This window comes from Acidovorax sp. SUPP2825 (assembly GCF_030158995.1).
GTDB lineage: Bacteria > Pseudomonadota > Gammaproteobacteria > Burkholderiales > Burkholderiaceae_C > Paracidovorax.
Genome location: NZ_BQXK01000025.1, coordinates 14279 through 35135, shown reverse-complemented (window position 1 = coordinate 35135; position 20857 = coordinate 14279). Strand labels below are relative to the sequence as shown.

General features: G+C 66.1%; 20 protein-coding genes. 9 read left to right on the top strand and 11 right to left on the bottom strand.

What is annotated here, in order from left to right:
• Window positions 1–8: 8 nt before the first annotated feature.
• The 10 genes from AVAK2825_RS22375 to AVAK2825_RS22330 all read right to left on the bottom strand — a co-directional run bounded on the left by AVAK2825_RS22375 (window position 9) and on the right by AVAK2825_RS22330 (window position 10681).
• Window positions 9–1055 (bottom strand): oxidoreductase, encoded by a 1047-nt coding sequence (locus tag AVAK2825_RS22375; protein WP_284402644.1) that lies wholly within the window; start codon window positions 1053–1055, stop codon window positions 9–11.
• Complete coding sequence (locus AVAK2825_RS22370) at window positions 1052–1993, bottom strand: SDR family oxidoreductase (RefSeq protein WP_284402641.1); 942 nt, start codon at window positions 1991–1993, stop codon at window positions 1052–1054. The genes AVAK2825_RS22375 and AVAK2825_RS22370 overlap by 4 nt, the downstream gene beginning before the upstream one ends.
• Window positions 1983–2861, bottom strand: coding sequence for an NAD-dependent epimerase/dehydratase family protein (locus AVAK2825_RS22365; RefSeq protein WP_284402640.1), 879 nt, complete (start codon window positions 2859–2861; stop codon window positions 1983–1985). The genes AVAK2825_RS22370 and AVAK2825_RS22365 overlap by 11 nt, the downstream gene beginning before the upstream one ends.
• Window positions 2851–3417: a dTDP-4-dehydrorhamnose 3,5-epimerase gene (rfbC, locus tag AVAK2825_RS22360; protein ID WP_284402639.1), complete on the bottom strand. Its 567-nt coding sequence runs from the start codon at window positions 3415–3417 to the stop codon at window positions 2851–2853. The genes AVAK2825_RS22365 and rfbC overlap by 11 nt, the downstream gene beginning before the upstream one ends.
• 8 nt (window positions 3418–3425) lie before the next feature.
• Window positions 3426–4742, bottom strand: a complete 1317-nt coding sequence (gene rfbH / locus AVAK2825_RS22355) for a lipopolysaccharide biosynthesis protein RfbH (protein WP_284402638.1) — start codon at window positions 4740–4742, stop codon at window positions 3426–3428.
• Between the two features lie 6 nt (window positions 4743–4748).
• A complete protein-coding gene (gene rfbG, locus AVAK2825_RS22350; RefSeq protein ID WP_284402637.1) occupies window positions 4749–5837 on the bottom strand; it encodes a CDP-glucose 4,6-dehydratase in 1089 nt (362 codons plus the stop codon).
• The gene (gene rfbF, locus AVAK2825_RS22345; RefSeq protein ID WP_284402635.1) at window positions 5831–6601 is read right to left on the bottom strand and encodes a glucose-1-phosphate cytidylyltransferase; all 771 of its coding nucleotides are present in this window, start codon (window positions 6599–6601) and stop codon (window positions 5831–5833) included. The genes rfbG and rfbF overlap by 7 nt, the downstream gene beginning before the upstream one ends.
• The gene (locus tag AVAK2825_RS22340; RefSeq protein ID WP_284402634.1) at window positions 6598–7728 is read right to left on the bottom strand and encodes an aromatic ring-hydroxylating oxygenase subunit alpha; all 1131 of its coding nucleotides are present in this window, start codon (window positions 7726–7728) and stop codon (window positions 6598–6600) included. The genes rfbF and AVAK2825_RS22340 overlap by 4 nt, the downstream gene beginning before the upstream one ends.
• 128 nt (window positions 7729–7856) lie before the next feature.
• The gene (locus AVAK2825_RS22335; protein ID WP_284402633.1) at window positions 7857–8960 is read right to left on the bottom strand and encodes a DegT/DnrJ/EryC1/StrS family aminotransferase; all 1104 of its coding nucleotides are present in this window, start codon (window positions 8958–8960) and stop codon (window positions 7857–7859) included.
• A 44-nt stretch (window positions 8961–9004) separates the two neighbouring features.
• A complete protein-coding gene (locus AVAK2825_RS22330; RefSeq protein ID WP_284402631.1) occupies window positions 9005–10681 on the bottom strand; it encodes an O-linked N-acetylglucosamine transferase, SPINDLY family protein in 1677 nt (558 codons plus the stop codon).
• Window positions 10682–10930: 249 nt separating this feature from the next.
• Here AVAK2825_RS22330 and motA point away from each other — a divergent pair, with 249 nt between their 5' ends.
• From motA to AVAK2825_RS22285, 9 genes are all read left to right on the top strand, one after another.
• Window positions 10931–11791 carry a flagellar motor stator protein MotA gene (gene motA, locus AVAK2825_RS22325; protein ID WP_272565425.1) on the top strand — a complete coding sequence of 287 codons (861 nt, stop codon included), beginning with the start codon at window positions 10931–10933 and terminating at the stop codon, window positions 11789–11791.
• A gap of 15 nt (window positions 11792–11806) precedes the next feature.
• The gene (motB, locus tag AVAK2825_RS22320) at window positions 11807–12745 is read left to right on the top strand and encodes a flagellar motor protein MotB (protein ID WP_284402630.1); all 939 of its coding nucleotides are present in this window, start codon (window positions 11807–11809) and stop codon (window positions 12743–12745) included.
• 66 nt (window positions 12746–12811) lie between these two features.
• Window positions 12812–13198: a chemotaxis response regulator CheY gene (gene cheY / locus AVAK2825_RS22315; RefSeq protein WP_092745669.1), complete on the top strand. Its 387-nt coding sequence runs from the start codon at window positions 12812–12814 to the stop codon at window positions 13196–13198.
• A gap of 2 nt (window positions 13199–13200) precedes the next feature.
• On the top strand, window positions 13201–13830 hold the full coding sequence (locus AVAK2825_RS22310; RefSeq protein WP_272565428.1) for a protein phosphatase CheZ: 630 nt from the start codon (window positions 13201–13203) through the stop codon (window positions 13828–13830).
• Between the two features lie 263 nt (window positions 13831–14093).
• The gene (locus tag AVAK2825_RS22305; RefSeq protein ID WP_284402629.1) at window positions 14094–15248 is read left to right on the top strand and encodes an EscU/YscU/HrcU family type III secretion system export apparatus switch protein; all 1155 of its coding nucleotides are present in this window, start codon (window positions 14094–14096) and stop codon (window positions 15246–15248) included.
• Window positions 15245–17326 carry a flagellar biosynthesis protein FlhA gene (gene flhA, locus AVAK2825_RS22300; protein ID WP_284402628.1) on the top strand — a complete coding sequence of 694 codons (2082 nt, stop codon included), beginning with the start codon at window positions 15245–15247 and terminating at the stop codon, window positions 17324–17326. The genes AVAK2825_RS22305 and flhA overlap by 4 nt, the downstream gene beginning before the upstream one ends.
• On the top strand, window positions 17323–18849 hold the full coding sequence (flhF, locus tag AVAK2825_RS22295; protein WP_284402627.1) for a flagellar biosynthesis GTPase FlhF: 1527 nt from the start codon (window positions 17323–17325) through the stop codon (window positions 18847–18849). Before flhA ends, flhF begins: the two co-directional genes overlap by 4 nt.
• Complete coding sequence (locus AVAK2825_RS22290; RefSeq protein ID WP_284402626.1) at window positions 18842–19639, top strand: hypothetical protein; 798 nt, start codon at window positions 18842–18844, stop codon at window positions 19637–19639. The genes flhF and AVAK2825_RS22290 overlap by 8 nt, the downstream gene beginning before the upstream one ends.
• Before the next feature lie 4 nt (window positions 19640–19643).
• On the top strand, window positions 19644–20360 hold the full coding sequence (locus AVAK2825_RS22285) for an RNA polymerase sigma factor FliA (protein WP_284402625.1): 717 nt from the start codon (window positions 19644–19646) through the stop codon (window positions 20358–20360).
• Window positions 20361–20481: 121 nt separating this feature from the next.
• Here the strand turns inward: AVAK2825_RS22285 and AVAK2825_RS22280 are convergent, their stop codons facing one another.
• Window positions 20482–20844, bottom strand: coding sequence for a hypothetical protein (locus tag AVAK2825_RS22280; protein WP_284402624.1), 363 nt, complete (start codon window positions 20842–20844; stop codon window positions 20482–20484).
• Window positions 20845–20857 lie beyond the last annotated feature (13 nt).

Below are 20857 nucleotides of genomic sequence, written 5' to 3'. Positions count from 1 at the left end.
CGACCCGTTCAATAGAGCACGGCGCGCCGCTCGGGCGTCATGGGCTCGAGGGCTTCTCCACGCTCCAGCCTTTGCACGAAGTCCGGGTTCGCAAGGAGCGCGCGGCCCCAGGTGACCATGTCCAGATGCCCCTCCTGGATTTCGTGCTCGGCATCCGCAGCGGACAGCGAAGCGCCCCCCATCAGGAAGTGGGGCCAGAGGTGACGCACACGGCGCACGATTTTTCCGGAAGTTTCGGCATAGGGCGCATCCGCGCAACTGATGTCCAGTTGCCTCAGTCCCAGGCGATCCAGCTGGGGGATGAGATGCTGCAGCATGTCGTCGAGGTCCGGCCACTCGTACAGTCCGCCCATCATCCGCGCAGGCGAGAGGCGGATCATGAGTCGCTGGGGGCCGCAAATGGGCAGCAGGCGCTCCACCAGTTCCAGCACGATGCGGCAGCGGTTCTCGACCGATCCGCCATAGGCATCGGTCCGGTCATTGATGCGCGCATCCAGGAACTGGTCGATCAGGTATCCATGTCCCATATGGATCTGCACGCCGTCGAAACCTGCATTCAGGGCGCGCTGCGCGGCCTCCTCGAAAAGACGGTAGATGCCAGGCATCTCCGATGCATGCAGCGCACGGGGCTGCCCGTAGGGCTGGCCATTCTGGCGGTTGATGCCGGCCGCCGGCTGATCGGTGGAACTGACAGGCGCCACCCCGCCAGTGAAGTCCGGGTGCGAGATCCGCCCGCAATGCCACAGTTGCGCCACGATGCGCCCGCCGGCCTCCTGCACCTGCCGGACGGCCGGGATCCAGCTGTCGACCTGCTCGTCGTTCTGCAGGTGGGGCACGTTCCGGTAACCATCCGCCGAAGGATGGACCACGATGCCCTCCGTCAGGATGAGCGATACGCCAGCCGCGGCACGCCGTGCGTAGTAGGCAGCGATTTCGTCCGTGCAGCGGTGCTGCGCATCGGCAAAACCACGCGTCATGGCGGCCATGGCCACACGGTTGCGCATGGGACCGAACATGTCGTGGTGAACGAAGGGACTCAGCAGTTGCAGGCTCATGGGGCGAACATTCCAGTGAAATAAGGGTGGTCGAGATAGGCGGCCAGACTGTCCTGCCATGTGCGCTGACGATCCAGCCCGCGGGCCTGCAGCGCGGCGTTGCGCATCACCACCGCATCGGGGCGCACGGCTTTTTCCTTGCGGGCCATGCTTTCCGCAGGAACACGCGCGATCTCGATGCGGCGATCCAGCCCCAATCGGAGCACGATCTCCCGCGCCAGTTCGAAGAAAGAGGCTTGCCCATGGGAAGCCATGCAGAAACGGCCCGCCTCGCCACGCGCCAGCAGCAGCAGGCTGTTGTAGGCCAGATCGTCCGTGAGCGTGGGCTGCCAGATGCGGTCACCGATCTCCATGCGGTCCACGCCGGAGCGCAGCAGTCCCGCGAGGTGCGGAATCAGCTTGCCGACGAAATTCTTGTCGCGCGCATGCTCTCCGAAAAACCCGCCCATGCGCACAGTGAGCGCCTGCGGCGATGCCTCCAGCACGATCTGCTCCGCCTCCAGCTTGAGCCGTCCGTACACGCTCAAAGGACGGGGGGGCGTGGCCTCGTCCACTGTCTGGCTTCCGTCGTAGATCAGGAAGGTCTGCGGGTAAAAAAAACGGGCCCTGCATTCGCGGGCCAGCTCGACCACGTGACGGGTTCCTTCGATCTGCACCTGCGCCGCCGCGTCCGCATGGTCCTCGCACCAGTTGACGTCGGAACACACGGCGCAATGGATCACGATATCGGGCCGCCAGGCGCGCAAGGCCTGGGCCTGCTCGCGCTGGCGCACATCGAACGCGTGGCGGTCGAGGGCCGCGACCAGGGCAGTGGGTACCTGCTGAGCCAAGTGGCGGGCGAACGCCTGCCCGAGCATTCCGCCGGCACCCGTGATCAGGATGCGCAAGCCCTCCAGGGCGGACAGTTCGTTGAATTCACGCAAATCGTCACCCCTCATGTTCAGATCCAGACAAGAATAGGTCGGCCGCCATTTCGGGGACGCAGCGCATCACCTCGTTGGGCCGGTACGGCAGGGCGCCGACGAGCAGTCGGCCCGGCGCCTTCCAGACAGACCACCAGTGCTGCGCGAAATCCTGCATCGATACCGGCGAGCCCGATCCCACATTGCGCACCCAGGGCCTGCCCGCCTCGACGTCGCGGCGCTCAGCCGCATGCCGGAATGCCCGGGCGACCGCCTCCACGAGGACGTAGTCGCGCACCTGCGCACCGGGTGTCATCGAAAAATCAAGGCCCTGCGATGCGGCCAGACGCAACGCCGGCCAGAAGTTCCCGGCGTACTGGCCTTCGCCGAAGACCGAGAAGATTCGCAGGTAACACAGCTCCATGGCGTGTTCGATCGCGTGCGCATGCGCAGCCTGAAAACCTGCGGCCTTGGATGCCGCATAGCCATACACGGGTGCCAGCGGTGCGCTGGCCGGAATGAAGTCGAAGGCATCCGCGCTGCGACCGTATTCCGCGAAAGTGCCCGCCAGGACCGACCGCTTCACGCCAGCGGCACGCGCCGTATCGAGCAGTTGCAGCAAAACGGTGACGTTCCAGTAGAACAGGGCCTGCCAGTCGGCCTGCTGCGGCGGTACGCCGGGCGACGCCAGGTGCATCAGCACGTCCGCCCCGGCCAGATCGGCGGGCGTCAACTGGTCCATGGCGCGGCTGAGCCACACAAGGCGAGGATGCACCGATGCAGGCGCGTCGGCCGGATGCCTCAGGACGGTGACGCGATGGCCCGCCTCCAGCAAGGATGCCAGCACGTGTCGGCCGATGAACCCCGTCCCTCCCGTCAGGAATACATGCCGCTCAGTGGTCATTCGGCAGTCCTTCCGGCATCTCGAAGGGGCTGGCGAAATCTTCCATCCGCGGATGCTCGCGGTCGCGCACCGACAGCACAGGATGGTCATCGGGCCAGGGAATGCCGGCAGAGTCCCAGCGGATGCCGGCATCATGCCGAGGTGCGTGGGCCGAGGTGACGTGATAGACGATGGTCGCGCCTTCGGTCAGTGCATAGCAGCCGTGGGCACACCCCGCCGGAATGTAGACCTGGTTGCCAAGCTCGGCGTCCAGCTCGAAGGTGGCAAAGCGACCATGTGTCGGCGAGCCGCGGCGCAGATCGACCACCGCGTCGAAGAGGCGGCCGTGGCTGCAATGCACCAGCTTGGCATGGTGGTGCGGCGGCAACTGGAAGTGCAGCCCGCGCAGCACGCCACGCCGCGATACGCTGTAGAAGCTCTCTACCCAGTCGCAGTCGAGCCCCCGGGCAAGGAACGCCTCGCGGCTGAAGGTCTTCACGAATCGCCCGCGCTCGTCGGGCCGCACTTCGGGCTGGATCAGGTAGCAGCCCGGCAAAGGGCTTTCTTCGAAGCGCATGGTGGGTGCTAGAAGTTGACGCCGAAATAGGTTTCGATGCGATCGGCCACAAAGTCGATCATGGCCTCGCTCAATCCGGGGTAGATGCCCAGCCAGAACGTGTGCTCCATGACCGTGTCCGTATTCGCCAGGCTGCTGGCCACACGGTACGTCTGTCCCTGCATCGAAGGCTGCCGGGTCAGGTTGCCGGCGAACAGCAGCCGCGTGCCGATGCGGCTCTGCTCCAGGTACTCCAGCAGATCGACGCGGCGGGTACCGGCCGCTTCGCGCAGCGTGAGCGGGAATCCGAACCACGAAGGCTGCGAATTCTCCGTGGCCCGGGGAAGCACCAGGAACTCCTCGCAGCTTTTCAGCCGGCCGGAGAGGTGCTCGAAATTGCGCTGCCGCGCCGCGATGAAGCCGGGCAACCGGTCCATCTGCGCCAGGGCACAGGCCGCCTGCATGTCGGTGATCTTGAGGTTGTAGCCGACATGCGAATACGTGTACTTGTGGTCATAGCCTGGGGGCAGATCGCCCAGTTGCCAGCCATACCGCTTTCCGCAGGTGTTGTCCTTGCCGGGCCCGCAATAGCAGTCCCGCCCCCAGTCGCGGAATGACGTGACGATGCGTGCCAGTTCATCGTCGTTGGTGAAGACCGCGCCGCCTTCGCCCATGGTGATGTGGTGGGCCGGATAGAAGCTCAGGGTTCCGATATCACCGAAGGTGCCTACCAGCCGTCCGTCGTAAGTGGACCCCAGGGCGTCGCAGCAATCCTCGATGAGCCACAGTCCATGCTTGCGGCACAGCGCTTGCACCGCTTCCAGGTTGTAGGGATTGCCGAGGGTGTGGGCCAGCATGATGGCCTTGGTGCGCGGCGAGATCGCAGCTTCGATCAGCGCGACATCGATGTTGTACGTGCCGAGCTCCACATCCACGAAAACCGGCACCGCGCCATTCTGCAGGATGGGATTGACGGTGGTGGGGAACCCCGCCGCCACACCGATCACCTCGTCGCCCGGGCGGATGGCCCTCTGGCCCAATGCAGGAGACGTGAGCGCCGAGAAGGCGAGCAGATTCGCGGACGAGCCGCTGTTCGTCGTGAGCGCATGGCGCACCCCGAGGTACTCGCGTAGGCGCTTTTCGAACGCATCGTTGAAACGCCCCGTGGTCAGCCATCCGTCGAGCGACGCAGCCACCATGTTCTGCAGTTCGGCCTCCCCGATCACCTTACCGGAGGGTGGAATGGCCGTGGCGCCCGGCAGGAATGGCTGGGCGCGATACGCGTGGGCCGCGTATTCGCCAACGAGCGCGGCGATCTGCTCGCGGATGTGGTGCAACTTGTCCATAGAATTTCAGCGCTCAGCGGCGCAATACGATTCGATCTGACGCTCGGTCACCTGGCGCATGTCTTCGCCGCGAGCGTGTGCGGAATGCCATTGGGCAATGCTCTCCACGGCCTGCGCCAGCGACCACCGAGGCCCCCAGCCCAACAGAGAGCAGGCCTTGCTGCTGTCGAGCCGAAGCATCTGCGCCTCGTGCACGCCCTCTGGCCCGGCCGCGAAGCGGCATTCGACAGGGCCAGGCCACGCGGCAGCCAATTGCCGAATGACGTCGCCGACGCTTCGCACGCCCTGCTCGGCGGGCCCGAAATTCCAGGCGCCCGATGCCACCGGACCCTTCTCGAAGAGTCGCTGCGCCAATTGGAGGTAACCCGCCAGGGGCTCCAGAACATGCTGCCATGGCCGTACGGCAGCGGGATTGCGCACCTCCAGCGGATCGCCGCCGCAGGAGGCTCTCAGGAAGTCCGGAATCAGCCGGTCGCTGGACCAGTCACCGCCGCCGATCACATTGCCCGCCCGCGCCGTGGCCAGCGCCACACCGTGATCCGCGTGCCTTGCCGGGGCGAAAAACGAGTCGCGGTAACAGGCGGCCACCAGCTCGGTGCATGCCTTGCTGTTGCTGTAAGGGTCGAACCCGCCCAACGCGTCGTCCTCGCGATAGCCCCAGAGCCACTCGCGGTTCTCATAGCATTTGTCGCTCGTCACCACCACCACCGCGCGCACCGACGGCACGCGACGGACGGCGTCCAGAAGGTGCACGGTACCCATGACGTTGGTCGAATAGGTGCCGACCGGATCGGCGTAGGACTTGCGCACCAGGGGCTGTGCAGCCATGTGGATCACGATCTCCGGCGCCGCTGCTTCCAGCGCGCCTGCAAGCAACGCCGCATCCCGCACATCGCCGATGACCGAATGCATGCCCTGCGCGGCCCGGGTCAGCGCGAACATCGCGGGCATGGAGTCCGCGTCCAGCGCATACCCCGTCACCTGCGCGCCCAAACGCTGCAGCCAGAGCGACAGCCAGGTGCCTTTGAAGCCTGTGTGGCCCGTGACGAACACCTTGCGTCCAGACCAAAAACCGCTGTCGGGACCGCTCACCATGACTTCCAGGGCGCATGGCCCCCCTGCCAAAGCTGTTCGAGATAGTTCTTGTCGCGCAGCGTATCCATGGGTTGCCAGAAGCCTTCGTGCCGATAGGCCTGCAACTGCCCAGACCGCGCCAACGCCTCGAGCGGAGGGCCTTCCCAAACCGTCTCGTCGGAATCGATCAGATCGAAGACGGCAGGAGACAGCACGAAGAACCCACCGTTGACCATGCCGCCGGCGCCATCGGGCTTTTCGCGGAACGACAGCACGCGGTCGCCCTCCATGTCCAGCGCGCCGAAGCGGCCGGGTTGCCGGGTGGAGGTGAGCGTGGCCTGCCGTCCATGCGCCCGGTGGAACCGGATGAGCGCCGTGATGTCGATGTCGCCCACCCCATCGCCATAGGTGAAGCAGAAGGCCTCGTCCTCGCTCACGTAGCGCCGCACACGGCGCAGGCGGCCACCCGTCTGGGTGGCATCGCCGGTGTCCACCAGGGTCACCCGCCAGGGTTCGGCATACCGCTCGTGAACGTCCATGCGGTTGTTCACCAGATCGAACGTCACATCGGACATGTGCAGGAAATAGTTCGCGAAGTACTCCTTGATCACGTAGCCCTTGTAGCCGCAGCACACCACGAAGTCATGGATGCCATGGTGCGAATACATCTTCATGATGTGCCAGAGAATCGGGCGGCCGCCGATCTCCACCATGGGTTTGGGCTTTTGCTGCGTCTCCTCGCTCAGGCGGGAACCCAGCCCCCCCGCCAGGATGATGGCCTTCATGCTTTTCCGCCCATCGGTGTTTCGGAGCCCTGAAGCGCCCGGGCATAGGCCGCCTGGAAATGCGCCACCCGGTCCTCGATCCCGGCGCCCACGAGGGCCGGGCGCTGCGCCTGATCGACGCCCGCCTGCACCTTAATGCAAATACCACCGTCTTCCGCGAACACCTTGCGCGTGAAGGCGTGGCCGTCGGCATGGATGTGTTCCATCATCTTGGCGCCGGCAGGCGTGGTCCCGGTGAACTCCACGCCCACAGTCCTCGAGTGAACCGTGGTCTGGCGGGGCGTGGTCGGCTCGAACGACTGGACATGGAAGCTGTAACCCATGAACGACGTGACGGTCAGGTTCGGGAAGATATGGTGGTGGGTGTAATGCGCGAAGCGCCAGGGCCATTGCCCGATCTTGCTCTCCATGCGGGCGAACCGCGCTACCCACTGCGCATCGGCGGCATGCTCCAGGTGGCTGTGCCGGCGATCCTCGAGGAAGAAGCGGGGTGCCGTTTCGGCCCGGTCCATGCCGTCGACCTGCATGAAGGTCCGCGAATGCACGGCAGGGACGTGATACCCCTCGAGGGCATTTTCGATCACGATTTTCCAGTTGGCGCCCACCGGCTCCCGGAACTCGTCCAGCAAGCCTTGCATTCCCTCGCTGGCACGCTCGAGAAAGGCGTATTGCTCGCCCAGATACTCGCGCAGTGCCGGGCCGCTTTCGGAAATACGGACAAACACGAACTGCCCTACCGCCTCGCAGTTGAATTCCTGCAGGCGAAAGCGGGCAGGTTCGGCCACCACCTCGGGAAAGCAGTGTTTCGCCGGAATGCCGACCGGAACGCCCTCCCGGTCGTACACCCAGCCATGGTAGGGGCAGCGCGCAGGCCCGCGGTGCGTGCCCGATTCGCACAACTGGGCATGTCGGTGGGAGCAGACATTGAGAAAGGCACGCGGCCGACCCTGGCTGTCACACTGGAGCAACAACGACACCCCGCCCACCTGCACACCGCGATGCACGAGACCGTCGAGTTCGAAGCGCATGCAGACGAAAACCCAGCTTTCGCGGAACAGCCCCTCCAGTTCGCGGGCATGGTGATCGGGATCTCGATAGAAGTGGGGGGAAACGACACTGGTCGGCATGGATCGACTCTTCTGGATGGATGTTGCAAGGACCGCGGCCCCGAGTTCGGTACCGGTCTGGGGCCTGCCGAGCCAGCGGCGGCTCGTACAGCCCATTGTCTCTACAGTGATCTGAAATGGGCCCCTTCCTAGCTGCGCATTGCCTGCTCCATCACACGGGTGAGCCGCTGCATCTGCGCAGGATCCATCTTCGGAAAGAACGGCAGACCGATCAGGGTCTCGGCGAGCGCATCCGCTTGGGGCGTGGGCAACAGAGTACAGAAGGGCAACAGGGCTTCCATGCGGTGCATGAGAGGCTGGTACCAGCGACGCGTCGCTATGCCCTGCGCGGCACACAGTGCCTCGAGCCGTCCCCGGCAGGCAGCGTCGGGCATCCGTGCACACAACAGCGTCGGTGCTGCAATGGCACCGGCCGGGCCCGCCATCTGCCATGCGATCCGGCCATCCGCCGCGCGCGCAAGGGCATCCTGCATTTCCCGCTGCAACGCGCGCCGGGCCTGCGCGCCCTGCTCCCAGCAAGCGAGCGATGCCAGTGCCACGGCAGCGTGCAACTCGCTCATTTTGGCGTTCGTGCCCACCGCAGCCAAGGCACCGACCGGCAGGTGGCTGGCCGGGTCGAGGTTGATGCCGAAATTGGCCAGTTGACGCACTCGCGCCGCCAACCCGGGACGGGAAGAGACCACGAAACCGCCCTCTCCCGCCGGCAGCGACTTGGTGGCATGGAGACTGAACACGAGCGTGCCAGAAGCGCCTGCCAGCCACTGGCTGCCAAAGCCGGCTGCCGCATCGATCACCACCGGAAGGCCCGTTTCGTCCTCGAAGCGTTGCCAGGCCGCCATGTCGTGCGGCATGCCGAGGGCCGCCACGGGCAGGACGGCATCCACGGCATCGGTGGCATGGGCCCCGCGCGCGATGTCGGGCGTCAGCAGCCAACTGTCGGCATCCACATCGCAGAGTACCGGCACGTGGCCGGCGCGCAGCACGGCCGTCGCCGTGGCAGCGAACGTGAAGGTGGGCATGAGCACCCGGGAGCCGGCACGCAGCCCCAGCGATTGCAGCACCAGCTCCAGGCCCAGGGTGGCGCTTGCCACGGTCGTGACCTGTTCCGCGCCCAGGCCGAAGCGCTCGGCGAAGCGGTCCTCCAGTTCGCGCACCAGGGGGCCGCCGTTGGAGTAATAGCGCGCGGAATGCATGCGATGCAGATAGGGCAGGAGGGACAGCGGGTCCGGCACATCCGGCACCAGCAGAGGAATGGGATCGGTGGGAGCGCCGGCGGTCATACGGAGGGCGTGCCGTGCACACGCTTCTCGCCACCGCCCAGGCGTGCCAGGGCCGGCTCCGGATCGGCGAACACATCCAGGAAACCGTCACGGCCTTCCAGGTAATTGAGCCACATGAGCCGGAACGCCTTTTCCAGCTCGGCCGTGCGGGCGGCATAGTCCATGAGGGCACAGGCGGAAACGCGTTGCCGTGTTTCGTGGCGCAGGCGGGCCAGGGTTTCCGGATCGGCCATGAACGCCAGGGCCCGCTCGACGTATTGGTCGTCGCTGCGCGCCACCCAATCGGGATAGCCCACGCCCTGCAGCGTGCGCGCGGTGCTCGCGTCCACACCGCGCTCGGCGTCCAGCGCCACGATCGGCAGCCCCATCCAGAGGGCATGCAGCGTCGTGGTGCCGCCAGAGATCGGGGCCGTGTCGAGCGCCACGTCGGCGATATGCCCCAGTTCCATAAACTGGTTGAGCGGTTGCTGGTGCATCACGAAGACGCGGTCCAGCGGCAGGCCCTGTGCCTCGACCCGCATCTGCATGTTGGCCTGCGCGGCCTCGGCAGACCGCTCCTTCACCATGATGACGAGGCGCGCATCGGTGCGTGCCTGCAGGATGCGGCCCCAGACGCCCAGCATGCGGTCCGTGACCTTGGCGGAATTGTTCAGCGAGATGAGCGTGGGGTAGCCGTTGCGCAGCATCGGCGGCTCTTCGCACAGCGGCGCATAGGTGGGCGGCGCGTAGCTCGCCATGCAGGCCAGGCGAAAGAGCCGCTCGCTGTAGAAGACTTCATGGCCCGGCGGGGTGATGCCAACATCCGTCAGGCGGTAGTCCATGGCCTTCATGCCCAACGGGCTCATGAATCCGAGCCACGTCACCTGCACGGGCGCTGCGCGGCGCGCGAAGACCAGCAGGCGGTTGCCGGCGGTGTGGCCCGACAGGTCCACCAGCACGTCGATGCCGTGCGAGCGGATGAGCGTGTACAGCTCGTCGTCGGACAGGTGGATCATCTCGTGCCAATGGGGCACGCATTGCTGCAGGGCATCGGTGATGCCGTCTCGCCGCCCGCCCGAATACACATGCACCTCGACCTCTTGCGGGTCGTGGTGGCGCAGCACGGGCAGCATGAAGAACGCGATGGAGTGCTCCCGGAAGTCGGCCGTGACATAGCCGATCTTGAGGCGTTTCTTCGGCCGCCGATCGGCCACGACGAGCGGAGCGGCCTTGCGCGTCAGCGGATCGGCGTAGCGCCGGCCCCAGTCCCGATAGACCTCCAGCGTCTTGACGGGATTGCCCTCGATCTGGTCATGCAGGAAGGCGCGCATCACCCACATGGCCGGATTGTTGCCGCGGCGACACACATCGTCGATCATTTGCAACGCTTCGGCATGCCGGCCCAGGTTGAACAGCGCGAACGACAGGCCATGCTGCGCATCCGGCATGCCGGGCTGCAGGTTCAGGGCGGTCTCCAGCGCCGGAATGGCCTGCGCCCAGTTTTCCATCTTGAGGTAGGTGCGCCCGACATGCATCCACACGTCCGCACGCTGCGGATCGAACGCCAGGGCCGTCGCGAATTTCGTCAGGGCCCCCATCAGGTCCTGCTGCGCCAGGCACTGCTCGGCCTGGAAGAGCGCGATCAGCAGCTCGGCATGCTCTTGCACATCGGCGTCGTCGGTGGAAGTGGGCATGGAGCACATCGGCGGCAGGCAATGGGGAAGGGTTGGATCAGGGCAGTGGATCGAAACGGCTGGGGTCCATCTTAGGGGCTCGCGGAGCCTGCGGTGGCCCCAATAAACCATGGTTTGCCCGCCTGTTTTGGCGGTGGGCGGCCGGTTTCACCAACAGGGCAACGGGACTTGTCAAGGGGAACGAATTGGGGTGTATCCCGCCTGCATTTCCGTTTTTGCGCTTCAAAAAGACTCTGACAGAATGGCCCCATGTTTGTAATCATCGGTTACCTGGTCTGTCTCGGGTGCATTTTCGGCGTGTACGTGGTGCACGGCGGGAATGTGAGCGTGATCATCAAAGCGCTCCCGTTCGAGATGATCACGATCTTCGGCGGCGCGCTGGGCGCGTTCGTGGTGAACAACCAGCCGAAGGTGCTCAAGTCCACGCTGAAGGCGCTGCCCATGGCGCTCAAGGGGTCCAAGTACACCAAGGCGCGGTACATGGAACTGATGGCCATGCTCTACGACATCCTGCAAAAAGCCCGCAAGGAAGGGCTGATGGCCATCGAAAAGGATGTCGAGACGCCCCACGAGTCGGAAATCTTCAAGAAATACCCCACGGTCGGCAACGACCACCATGTGATCGAGTTCATGACCGATTACCTGCGCATGATGGTGTCCGGCAACCTGAACGCCCACGAGATCGAGGCGCTGATGGACAGCGAGATCGAAACCCACCACCAGGAAGCGCATGCCCCCGTGGCAGCGCTGGCCCGCCTGGCCGGCGCCCTGCCCGCCTTCGGGATCATCGCCGCCGTGCTCGGTGTGGTGAACACCATGGGCTCGGTGGGCCAGCCGCCTTCGGTGCTGGGCGGCATGATCGGCTCGGCGCTGGTCGGCACCTTCCTCGGGATCTTGCTGGCCTATGGCGTGGTGGAACCGCTGGGCGGCCTGGTCGAGCAGAAGCTGGAAGATGCCGCCAAGGAACTGCAGTGCATCAAGACCACGCTTTTGGCCAGCATGCAGGGCTACAACCCCGCCACCGCGATCGAATTCGGCCGCAAGGTCCTGTTCTCCACCGACCGACCGAGCTTTTCCGAGCTGGAAAGCCACGTGAAGGGCAAGAAGTAGGCTGAAGACGCCACCATGGCCGACAAGAAACTCCAGCCGATCATCATCAAGCGCGTCAAGAAGGGCGGCCATGCCGTGCATGGCGGCGCCTGGAAGATCGCCTATGCCGACTTCGTGACGGCCATGATGGCGTTCTTCCTGCTGATGTGGCTGCTGGGCTCCACCGCCAAGGGCGAACTGCAGGGCATTGCCGCCTACTTCAACTCGCCGCTGAAGGTGGCCATGCAGGGGGGCGACGGCGCGGGCAACAGCTCCAGCGTGATTCCCGGCGGCGGCAACGACCTGTCCAAGGTGCACGGACAGGTGCGGCGCTCCGACTCGGAGACGTCGACGAACCGCCGCGCCAACCTCGAAGCCGCACGCGCCGAGCGCGCCCGCCAGGACGAGATGCGCATCAAGGCGCTGCAGGCCAAAATCGACGCGCTGATCACCGAAACGCCCAAGCTGAATGAATATCGCTCGCAGATCCGCATGGATGTGACGCCCGATGGCCTGCAGATCCAGATCGTGGACGACCAGAACCGGCCCATGTTCGACAGCGGCAGTGCGTTGGTAAAACCCTACATGCGCGACATTCTTCGAGAAATCGGAACCGCGCTCGGCGGCGTGCAAAACCGCATCAGTTTGGCGGGCCACACCGACGCGACGCCCTACGGCAACGGCGACCGCGGCTACAGCAATTGGGAACTGTCGGCCGACCGGGCCAACGCCTCGCGCCGCGAACTCGTGGCCGCCGGCATGCCGGATGCCAAGCTGGGCCGCGTTGTCGGGCTGGCGGCCAGCGATTTGCTGGAACCCAAGGAGCCGCGCGCGCCGGCCAACCGGCGCATCACGATCACGGTTTTGACCCAGGAAGCCGAGGAACGGCTGCTCGGAAAGAAATCTGCCACCATCACTTCCACGGAGTTCACCGCCGAAAAGCGCGAGAATCCGGCATCCGCCCCTCGGCCGTAACGTCTTGTCACCAAACCTGCGGCCCATGACAATACACACTGCAATTTCCGACCGAAAGGGTCCCACGTGACCACTGCACTCCGCTTTTTGATCGTTGACGACTTCTCCACCATGCGACGCATCGTGCGCAACCTGCTCAAGGAAAGCGGCTTTGCCGATGCCGACGAGGCGGAAGACGGCGTGGTGGCGCTGAACAAACTGCGCAACAGCAAGTTCGATTTCGTCGTCACCGACATCAACATGCCCAACATGAACGGATTCCAGCTGCTGGCTGAAATCAAGAAGGACGACAAGCTCAAGCACCTGCCTGTGCTGATGGTGACGGCGGAAGCCCGCAAGGAAGACATCGTGGCAGCCGCCCAGAACGGGGCAGCCGGCTACATCGTCAAGCCGTTCACCAAGGCCACGCTGGAAGAGAAAGTCACCCTGATCCTCAAGAAAATGGGCCTGTGATCATGGATACCTCGGACAACAACCTTCCGGAAGCCGGCGCCGTTCACAACAAGATCGGCCAGCTGACCCGCCAGCTGCACGACTCGCTGAACGAACTCGGCTACGCCGACAAGCTGCGCGGCACGATGGGCGAGTTGCCCGATGCGCAAAGCCGACTTTCCTACATCGCGCGCCTCACGGGCGAAGCGGCAGAGAAGGTATTGAGCCGGGTGGAGCAGGCCAAGGCCCAGCACGACTTCATCGCCGAGGAAACCCGCCGCGTCGTCTCCTCGCTGGTCAAGGACCCCGTGGCGGCCGTCGCCAAGGGCGAGATCATGAACTTCCTGCACGACGTGGAACGCGTCACCAAGGAAGCCGACGGCCACCTGACCGAAATCATGATGGCGCAAGACTTCCACGACCTCACCGGCCAGGTGATCGCCCGTGTGGTCAATCTGGCGGCCACGATCGAAGAGCAGCTGGTGCAGTTGCTCATCCAGACCGCCCCCCCGGCCGCGCAGGCGCAGGTCGCCCCGGTGGTGGAAGCGCGCCGCGAACACCTGGCCGGCCCGGTGGTCGATCCCGAAGGCACGCCCGATGTGGTCACCGACCAGTCGCAAGTGGACGATCTGCTGGCCAGCCTGGGCTTCTGATGGCGCGCGGGCGCTGGCGCTCCTGAAAAAGGAGCGCCCACTGCATATCCACATGTGATTTCATGGCCTTTTGGCATGCAATAGCAATAAGTACTAGGGCATATTGCTATCAATTTTGATGCAACGGCGTGCGTGACGCCCCGCCCCTGCCGGCCCACCCCACCGGCCGCCACCCTGAATAGCCGCCCGACAAGCCGTCTATTCGCGCTTTAGGTTTCCGGGGCGCTCACGACAATGGCATGACCACCAGCCGTCATGCCACCATGGACTCCAGCCAAGACAAAGACCTCCCCGCGACAGAGCACAAGCTCCAGAAAGCGCGCAAGGACGGCCAGGCTGCGCGCTCGCGGGACCTGTCCCACATCGCCGTCCTCGGCATGGGCGCCTGCAGCGTCCTCGTGCTGGCGCCCATGCTGACCGAACACCTGCAGCTGGCTGTGCGCGAGCAACTGGTGTTCAACGCCGCCACGGTGCAGGCCACGGGCAGCATGGTCACCCGGCTGCACCAGATGGCGCTGATCGGCGTGGTCGCCAGCCTCGTCTTCGCCGTTCTCACCAGCGCCGCCGCCGTGCTCAGCGCCATCGGCGCCGGCGGCTGGGTGTTCAGCTTCCAGCCCATCACGCCCCAGTTCAGCCGGCTGAACCCGATCTCGGGGTTCACCAACCTGGTGTCCAAACAGCAGCTGGTCAACGTGGGCAAGATGGTGCTCATGACCGGCGTGATCACCGCCGTGGCCTGGAACTTCCTGGGCAACAGCATCCAGAAACTGTCCATGCTGGTGCTGCAGCCCTCGCCGGTGGCTCTGCGCTGGGTGGGCGAATGGATGACCTCGGGCGTGAGCCTCATGCTGCTGGTGGTGTTTCTCGCGGCGGTCGTCGACGTGCCGCTGCAGGCGTTCTTCTTCAAGTCGCGCCAGAAGATGTCGCACGAGGAAATCAAGCAGGAGCACAAGGAATCCGAGGGCAGCCCCGAGACCAAGAGCCGCCAGCGCCAGCGCGCCCGCGAGATCGCCGACCGCGCCAGCATCGCCGCCGTGCCCAAGGCCGACTTCGTGGTGATGAACCCGACCCACTATGCCGTGGCCCTCAAGTACGAAGAAGGCACGATGAGCGCCCCGCAGGTGATCTCCAAGGGCACCGACCTGCTCGCCTTCAAGATCCGCGAAATGGCCACGCAGCATTCGGTACCGGTGCTGCAGTCGCCCATGCTGGCCCGCGCGCTCTACGCGCATGCCGAGCTGGACCAGGCCATCCCCGCCACGCTGTACGCCGCCGTGGCGCAGGTGCTGGCCTACGTTTACCGACTCAAGGCCGCGATGCGCGGCGAAGGCCGCATGCCCGAGGCCCAGCCCGACCCGTTCGTGCCGCCCGAACTTGATCCGCTGAACCGCACCACCGACGCAGGGACCGCCCCATGACGCCCTCCATCAAATCCGTCCGGCAGTGGGCCGGCACCAACGCCTCGGCCGTGCAGGGCATGTCCGCCCCGCTGCTGGTGGTGGCCATCCTGGCGCTGATGGTGCTGCCCATCCCCGCCTGGCTGCTGGACACCTTCTTCACCCTGAACATCGCCGTCGCGCTGATGGTGATGATGGTGGCGGCCTACATGCTGCGGCCGCTGGACTTCGCGGCGTTTCCCTCGGTGCTGCTGCTGACCACGCTGATGCGGCTGTCGCTCAACGTGGCCTCCACCCGCGTGGTGCTGCTGGAAGGCCACACCGGCCCGGGCGCGGCGGGTGCGGTGATCGAGGCCTTCGGCCACTTCCTGATCGGCGGCAACTTCGCCGTCGGCCTGATCGTGTTCGCCATCCTGGTGGTGATCAACTTCGTGGTGGTGACCAAGGGCGCCGAGCGGATCGCCGAAGTGTCGGCCCGCTTCACCCTGGACGCCATGCCCGGCAAGCAGATGGCGGTGGACGCCGACCTGAACGCAGGCCTCATCGACGAGAAGGAAGCCAAGCGCCGGCGCCTGGAAGTGGCGGAAGAAGCCAACTTCTTCGGCTCGATGGACGGCGCCTCGAAGTTCGTGCGCGGCGATGCGGTCGCCGGCATCCTGATCCTGCTGATCAACATCGTCGGCGGCTTCGCCATCGGCATGCTGCAGCACGACCTGTCGGCCGGCCAGGCGGCCAACAGCTACATCCTGCTGGCCGTCGGCGATGCGCTGGTGGCGCAGATCCCGGGCCTGCTGATCTCGGTGGCCGCGGCCATGGTGATCTCGCGCGTGGGCAAGGAAGAGGACATGGGGCACCAGATCGTGCAACAGCTCTTCATGTCGCCCCGCGTGCTGGGCGTGACGGCCGGCATCCTGATCCTGCTGGGCCTGATCCCGGGCATGCCGCACGCCGTGTTCCTCATCATGGGCTCAGGCTTGGGCTACGCTGCCTGGACGCTGATGAAGCGCGCCAACGCCCCGCAGCCCGTGGTGGAAGCGCCCCCGCCCGCGCACGACGGCGAAGCCAGCTGGGACGACCTGCAGCCCGTGGACCTGCTGGGCCTGGAGCTGGGCTACCGGCTCATCACCCTGGTGGACAAGAACCGCCAGGGCGACCTGCTCACACGCATCAAGGGCGTGCGCCGCAAGTTCGCGCAGGAAGTGGGCTTCCTGCCGCCGGCCGTGCACGTGCGCGACAACCTGGAACTCAAGCCCAGCGCCTACCGCATCACCCTGCGTGGCGTGGTGGTGGGCGAAGGCGAGGCCTTCCCCGGCATGCACCTGGCGATCAACCCCGGCGGCATTACCACCCCCCTGATCGGCACGCCCACGACCGACCCCGCATTCGGCCTGCCCGCCCACTGGATCGACGAACACCAGAAGGAAGCGGCACAAATGGCGGGTTTTACGGTCGTTGATTCAGAAACCGTGATGGCGACGCATTTGTCACACTTGATGCAAGTTCAAGCCGCCAAGCTCCTGAGTCGCACCGAAACCCAGCAACTCGTGGAACACGTGGCAAAACTGGCCCCCAAGCTCATCGAGGAAGTGGTTCCCAAAATGGTGTCGATCGCAACGTTCCAGAAAGTCCTCCAGCTGCTGCTGGAAGAGTCTGTGCACATCCGCGACATCCGCACCATCATCGAGACGCTGGCCGAACATGCCGGCGCCACCACCGACCCGGTGGAACTGGCCCGCCGCGTGCGCATCGCGCTGTCGCCCGCCATCGTGCAGCAGATCTACGGCCCGACGCGCGAGCTGAACGTGATCGCCATCGAACCTGGCCTGGAGCGCCTGCTGGTGCAGGCCCTGAGCAACAACGCCGGCCCATCGCTCGACCCGGGCGTGGCCGACATCCTCACGCAGAAGGCCGCCGAAGTCGCCATGAAGCAGGAAGAACTGGGCATGCCTGCCTGCCTGCTGGTGCCCGACGCCATCCGCAACGCCATTTCCCGCCTGGTGCGCCGCGTCGCGCCCCGGCTGCAGGTGCTCGCCCACAGCGAGATCCCTGAAACCCACACCATCCGCATTGGCCCGATCCTCAAAGGTGCATCCGCATGAACATCAAACGCTTCACCGCCCCCACCTCGCGTGAGGCCCTGGCCAAGGCGCGCATGGCCTTCGGGGACGGCACCCTCATCCTGTCCAACCGCCCCACCGCCAATGGCGTGGAAGTCATGGCCACGGCGGAAGACACGCTGTCCAGCCTGGAAAACGCGCCGGAGCAGGCCGCGCCGAGCCGCCTGCAGGAGCGCGCTTCCGACATGGCCGCCAGCCCCGCGCGCACCCTGGCCCGCCCCGCGGCCGCCGCGGCCCGGGCCGAGCCCCAGCGCAACGCGGTGGCGCAGGACACCGAGCAGCTGGCCATGAGCACGCTGTCGTTCCAGGACTACGTGCGCGAGCGCATGCTGCGCCGCCGCCACGAAGCCCTGACCGGCACGGCCGAGGCCCCTTCGATCAACGAGCGCAGCCGCGAACGCGCGCCGGACCGCGAGCGCGAACGCATGCCCGCACCGGCCGCCGCGCCCGTGGTGCGCCACAACCCGCTGCGCTCCATTCCGATGGACGTCGCCCCCGAGCCCGTGGCCCCGCGCCGCGTGCAAGTGCCCGTGCCCTCGCTGGCTCCCGCCGCCGGCCAGCAGAACCTGATGAGCGAGCTGCAGTCCATGAAGGACCTCATCGAGGACCGCTTCAACACCCTGGCCTGGCTCGGACAGGCCCGGCAGAACCCGATCCAGTCGAACCTGATGCTCAAGCTCATCCGCGCCGGCTACTCGCCGTCGCTGGCCCGCGCCGTGCTGGAGCGCCTGCCCGAGGAACTGGGCGCAGGCGATGCGGTGCGCTGGCTCATGGAAGTGCTGGAGCGCAACCTGAAGACCGACGCGCACGCCCGCCCCCTGTACGAAGAAGGCGGCATCTACGCCATGGTGGGCTCCACCGGCGTGGGCAAGACCACCACCACGGCCAAGCTCGCCGCCCTGTGCGCCCGCATCCACGGCCCGGGCAGCGTCGGCCTCATCACGCTGGACACGTACCGGGTCGGCGCCCACGAACAGCTGCGCACCTATGGCCGCATGCTGGGCGTCGTGGCCCACCTGGCGCACGACCGCGCCGCGCTGCAGGACCTGCTCGGCCTGCTGGGCGGCAAGAAGATGGTGCTCATCGACACCACCGGCGTCGCACCGCGCGACCCGCGCAAGCGCGACATGCTGGATGTGCTGGACCTGCCCAACGTCAACCGCCTGCTGGTGCTGAACGCCGGCTGCCACGGCGACACGCTGGACGACGTGCTCAGCGCCTTCAAGACCGCCGGCTCGCAGCAGGCCATCCTGTCCAAGGTGGACGAAGCCGTGAAGCTCGGCCCTTCGATCGACGCCCTGATCCGCCACCAGATGGTGCTGCGCGGCGTGACCAACGGCCAGCGCGTGCCCGAGGACTGGGAGGCCGCCGATGCGCACAAGCTCATCAGCACCTCGATGCGCTCGCCCGCCAAGTCGGCCTTCGACCCCAAGGCGTCGGACCTGAACTTCTTCTTCTCGCACTCGCCCGAGCTGGCCTCGGAAAGGGGACTGGTCGATGCTTGATACCGGATTCCACCAGGCCACGAGCCTGCACAGCATCACGCCGCAGTCGGACCTGCGGGTCGTGTCCGTCGTGGCGCAGCCCGACGCCGCCTACGGACTGGAAACCCTGTGGCAGGTGTGTTCCAGCCTGCAGCGGCTGGGGTATCCCGTGGCCGTGCTGGACGGCACCGCCCGCGAAACCGACGACGCGCCGGGCCTGGCCCACCTGCTGGCCGAGCCCTCCTGGCAGAACGGCGCCCCGCTCGAAACCGGCCCGGCGGCCTCGTCGCTGGCGGTGATTCCGGCCGGCTACGGCATGCAGCGCCTCGCCCGCCAGACCGCCGACGGCCCGGCCGCGATGCAGGCGCTGCAACCCTTCTTTCGCACCTATGCGCTGCTGGTGCTCTACGCCAGCGCCGAGGTGCTGGCACCATTGGTGCGCGCGACCTCGGCCATCCCCCTGGTGATCGCCGAAGGCGGCCCCGACAGCGTGGTGCAAAGCTACCGGCAACTGAAACACATGGCGATGCACGCCGGCGTGCACTGCTCGGTGGCCTCCATCCTGCCGCCCGGCGGGCCGGCCCAGGCCGACCCGACGCATGCGGCGTTGAACACGCTGCAGCGCTGCGCCGAGCGGCACCTGGGCAGCGGCATCCTGACCAGCACGGTGCGCGCCAACCACGCCCAGGACGTGCAGCGCCTGGCCTTGCAACTGCTGGAAAACGCGTGCACCATTGGCGCCGCAACGCCGACCCCCACCCCGCCCTTCGGCATGACGGAGACGGCAGCGCATTTCGCCCGGAGACATTGACCCGATGTACACCGCCAAAGGACAGCTCGACCGCGATGCGCTGATCCGCCAGCACGTGCCGCTGGTTCGCCGGATTGCGCACCACATGATCGCCAAGCTCCCGCCCAACGTGGAGCTGGACGACCTCATCCAGGTGGGCATGATGGGCTTGAGCGAGGCCCTGTCGCGCTACGAGGTGGCGCAGGGCGTGCAGTTCGAGACCTTCGCCACCCAGCGCATCCGCGGCGCCATGCTCGACGAATTGCGCGAGGGCGACTGGATGTCCCGCAGTTCGCGCAAGAGCCAGAAGGAAATCGAACACGCCGTCCACCGGCTGGAGCAGAAACTCGGGCGCAGCCCGCTGGAATCCGAGATCGCCGCCGAGCTGGACCTGAGCCTGGGCGAATACCAGACGCTGCTGGGCAAGGTGCGCGGCACGCAGTTGGTCTACCTGGAAGACATGACGCGGGGCGACGACGGCGACGACGGGTTTCTCGACCGGCACGTGGCCGACGGCGAAGCCGACCCGATGGCCATGCTGCGCGACCAGCGGCTCAAGGCCTCGCTGGTGGCCGCCATCAAGAGCCTGCCGGAGCGCGAGCAGCACATCATGGGCATGTACTACGAGCACGACATGAACCTGAAGGAGATCGCGGCCGTGCTGGGCGTGACCGAATCGCGCATCTGCCAGTTGCACAGCCAGTCCATCGCCCGGCTGCGGGCCAAGATGCGCAGCCACTAGCGGAGCGCCGCCGTCCCACCGGACGCGCCCCTGGCGCCAACGAAAAAGGCCGCATGCAGATGCGGCCTTTTTGCTTTGGGAGGCTGGCTTTTGCCAGGAGCGAAGGGAAAGCCGGGCGGGATCAGCCCTGCGACCGGTAGATCCGAGCGGCGCCGCCCGATCGTGCCGGAGCACCGTTTCCGTAGGTCGCAGCCTCCTGGGGCGGCAGCAGGGTCGCCACCTGGCGCTCGGTCAAAGCAGACAGGCGCGCCAATTGTTCACGCTGCTGGGACAACTGGCTGCGCAGGGCCTGGATGCGGCGCTGGATGTCGGCCGGCAATTCGGTGGGGCGGGGGATTTTCTGGAGCGCCTGGGACAGATCGAGAGCGGCCTGGCGCAACAGGGGGGCGGTGCGTTCTACCGCGAGCGCGTCGGTTTCCAGCAGGGCGGCACCGACGTCTTTCAACCGGGATTCGACTTCAGACAGCGTGGTTTCGAGTTGCATGGGTGGATCCTGT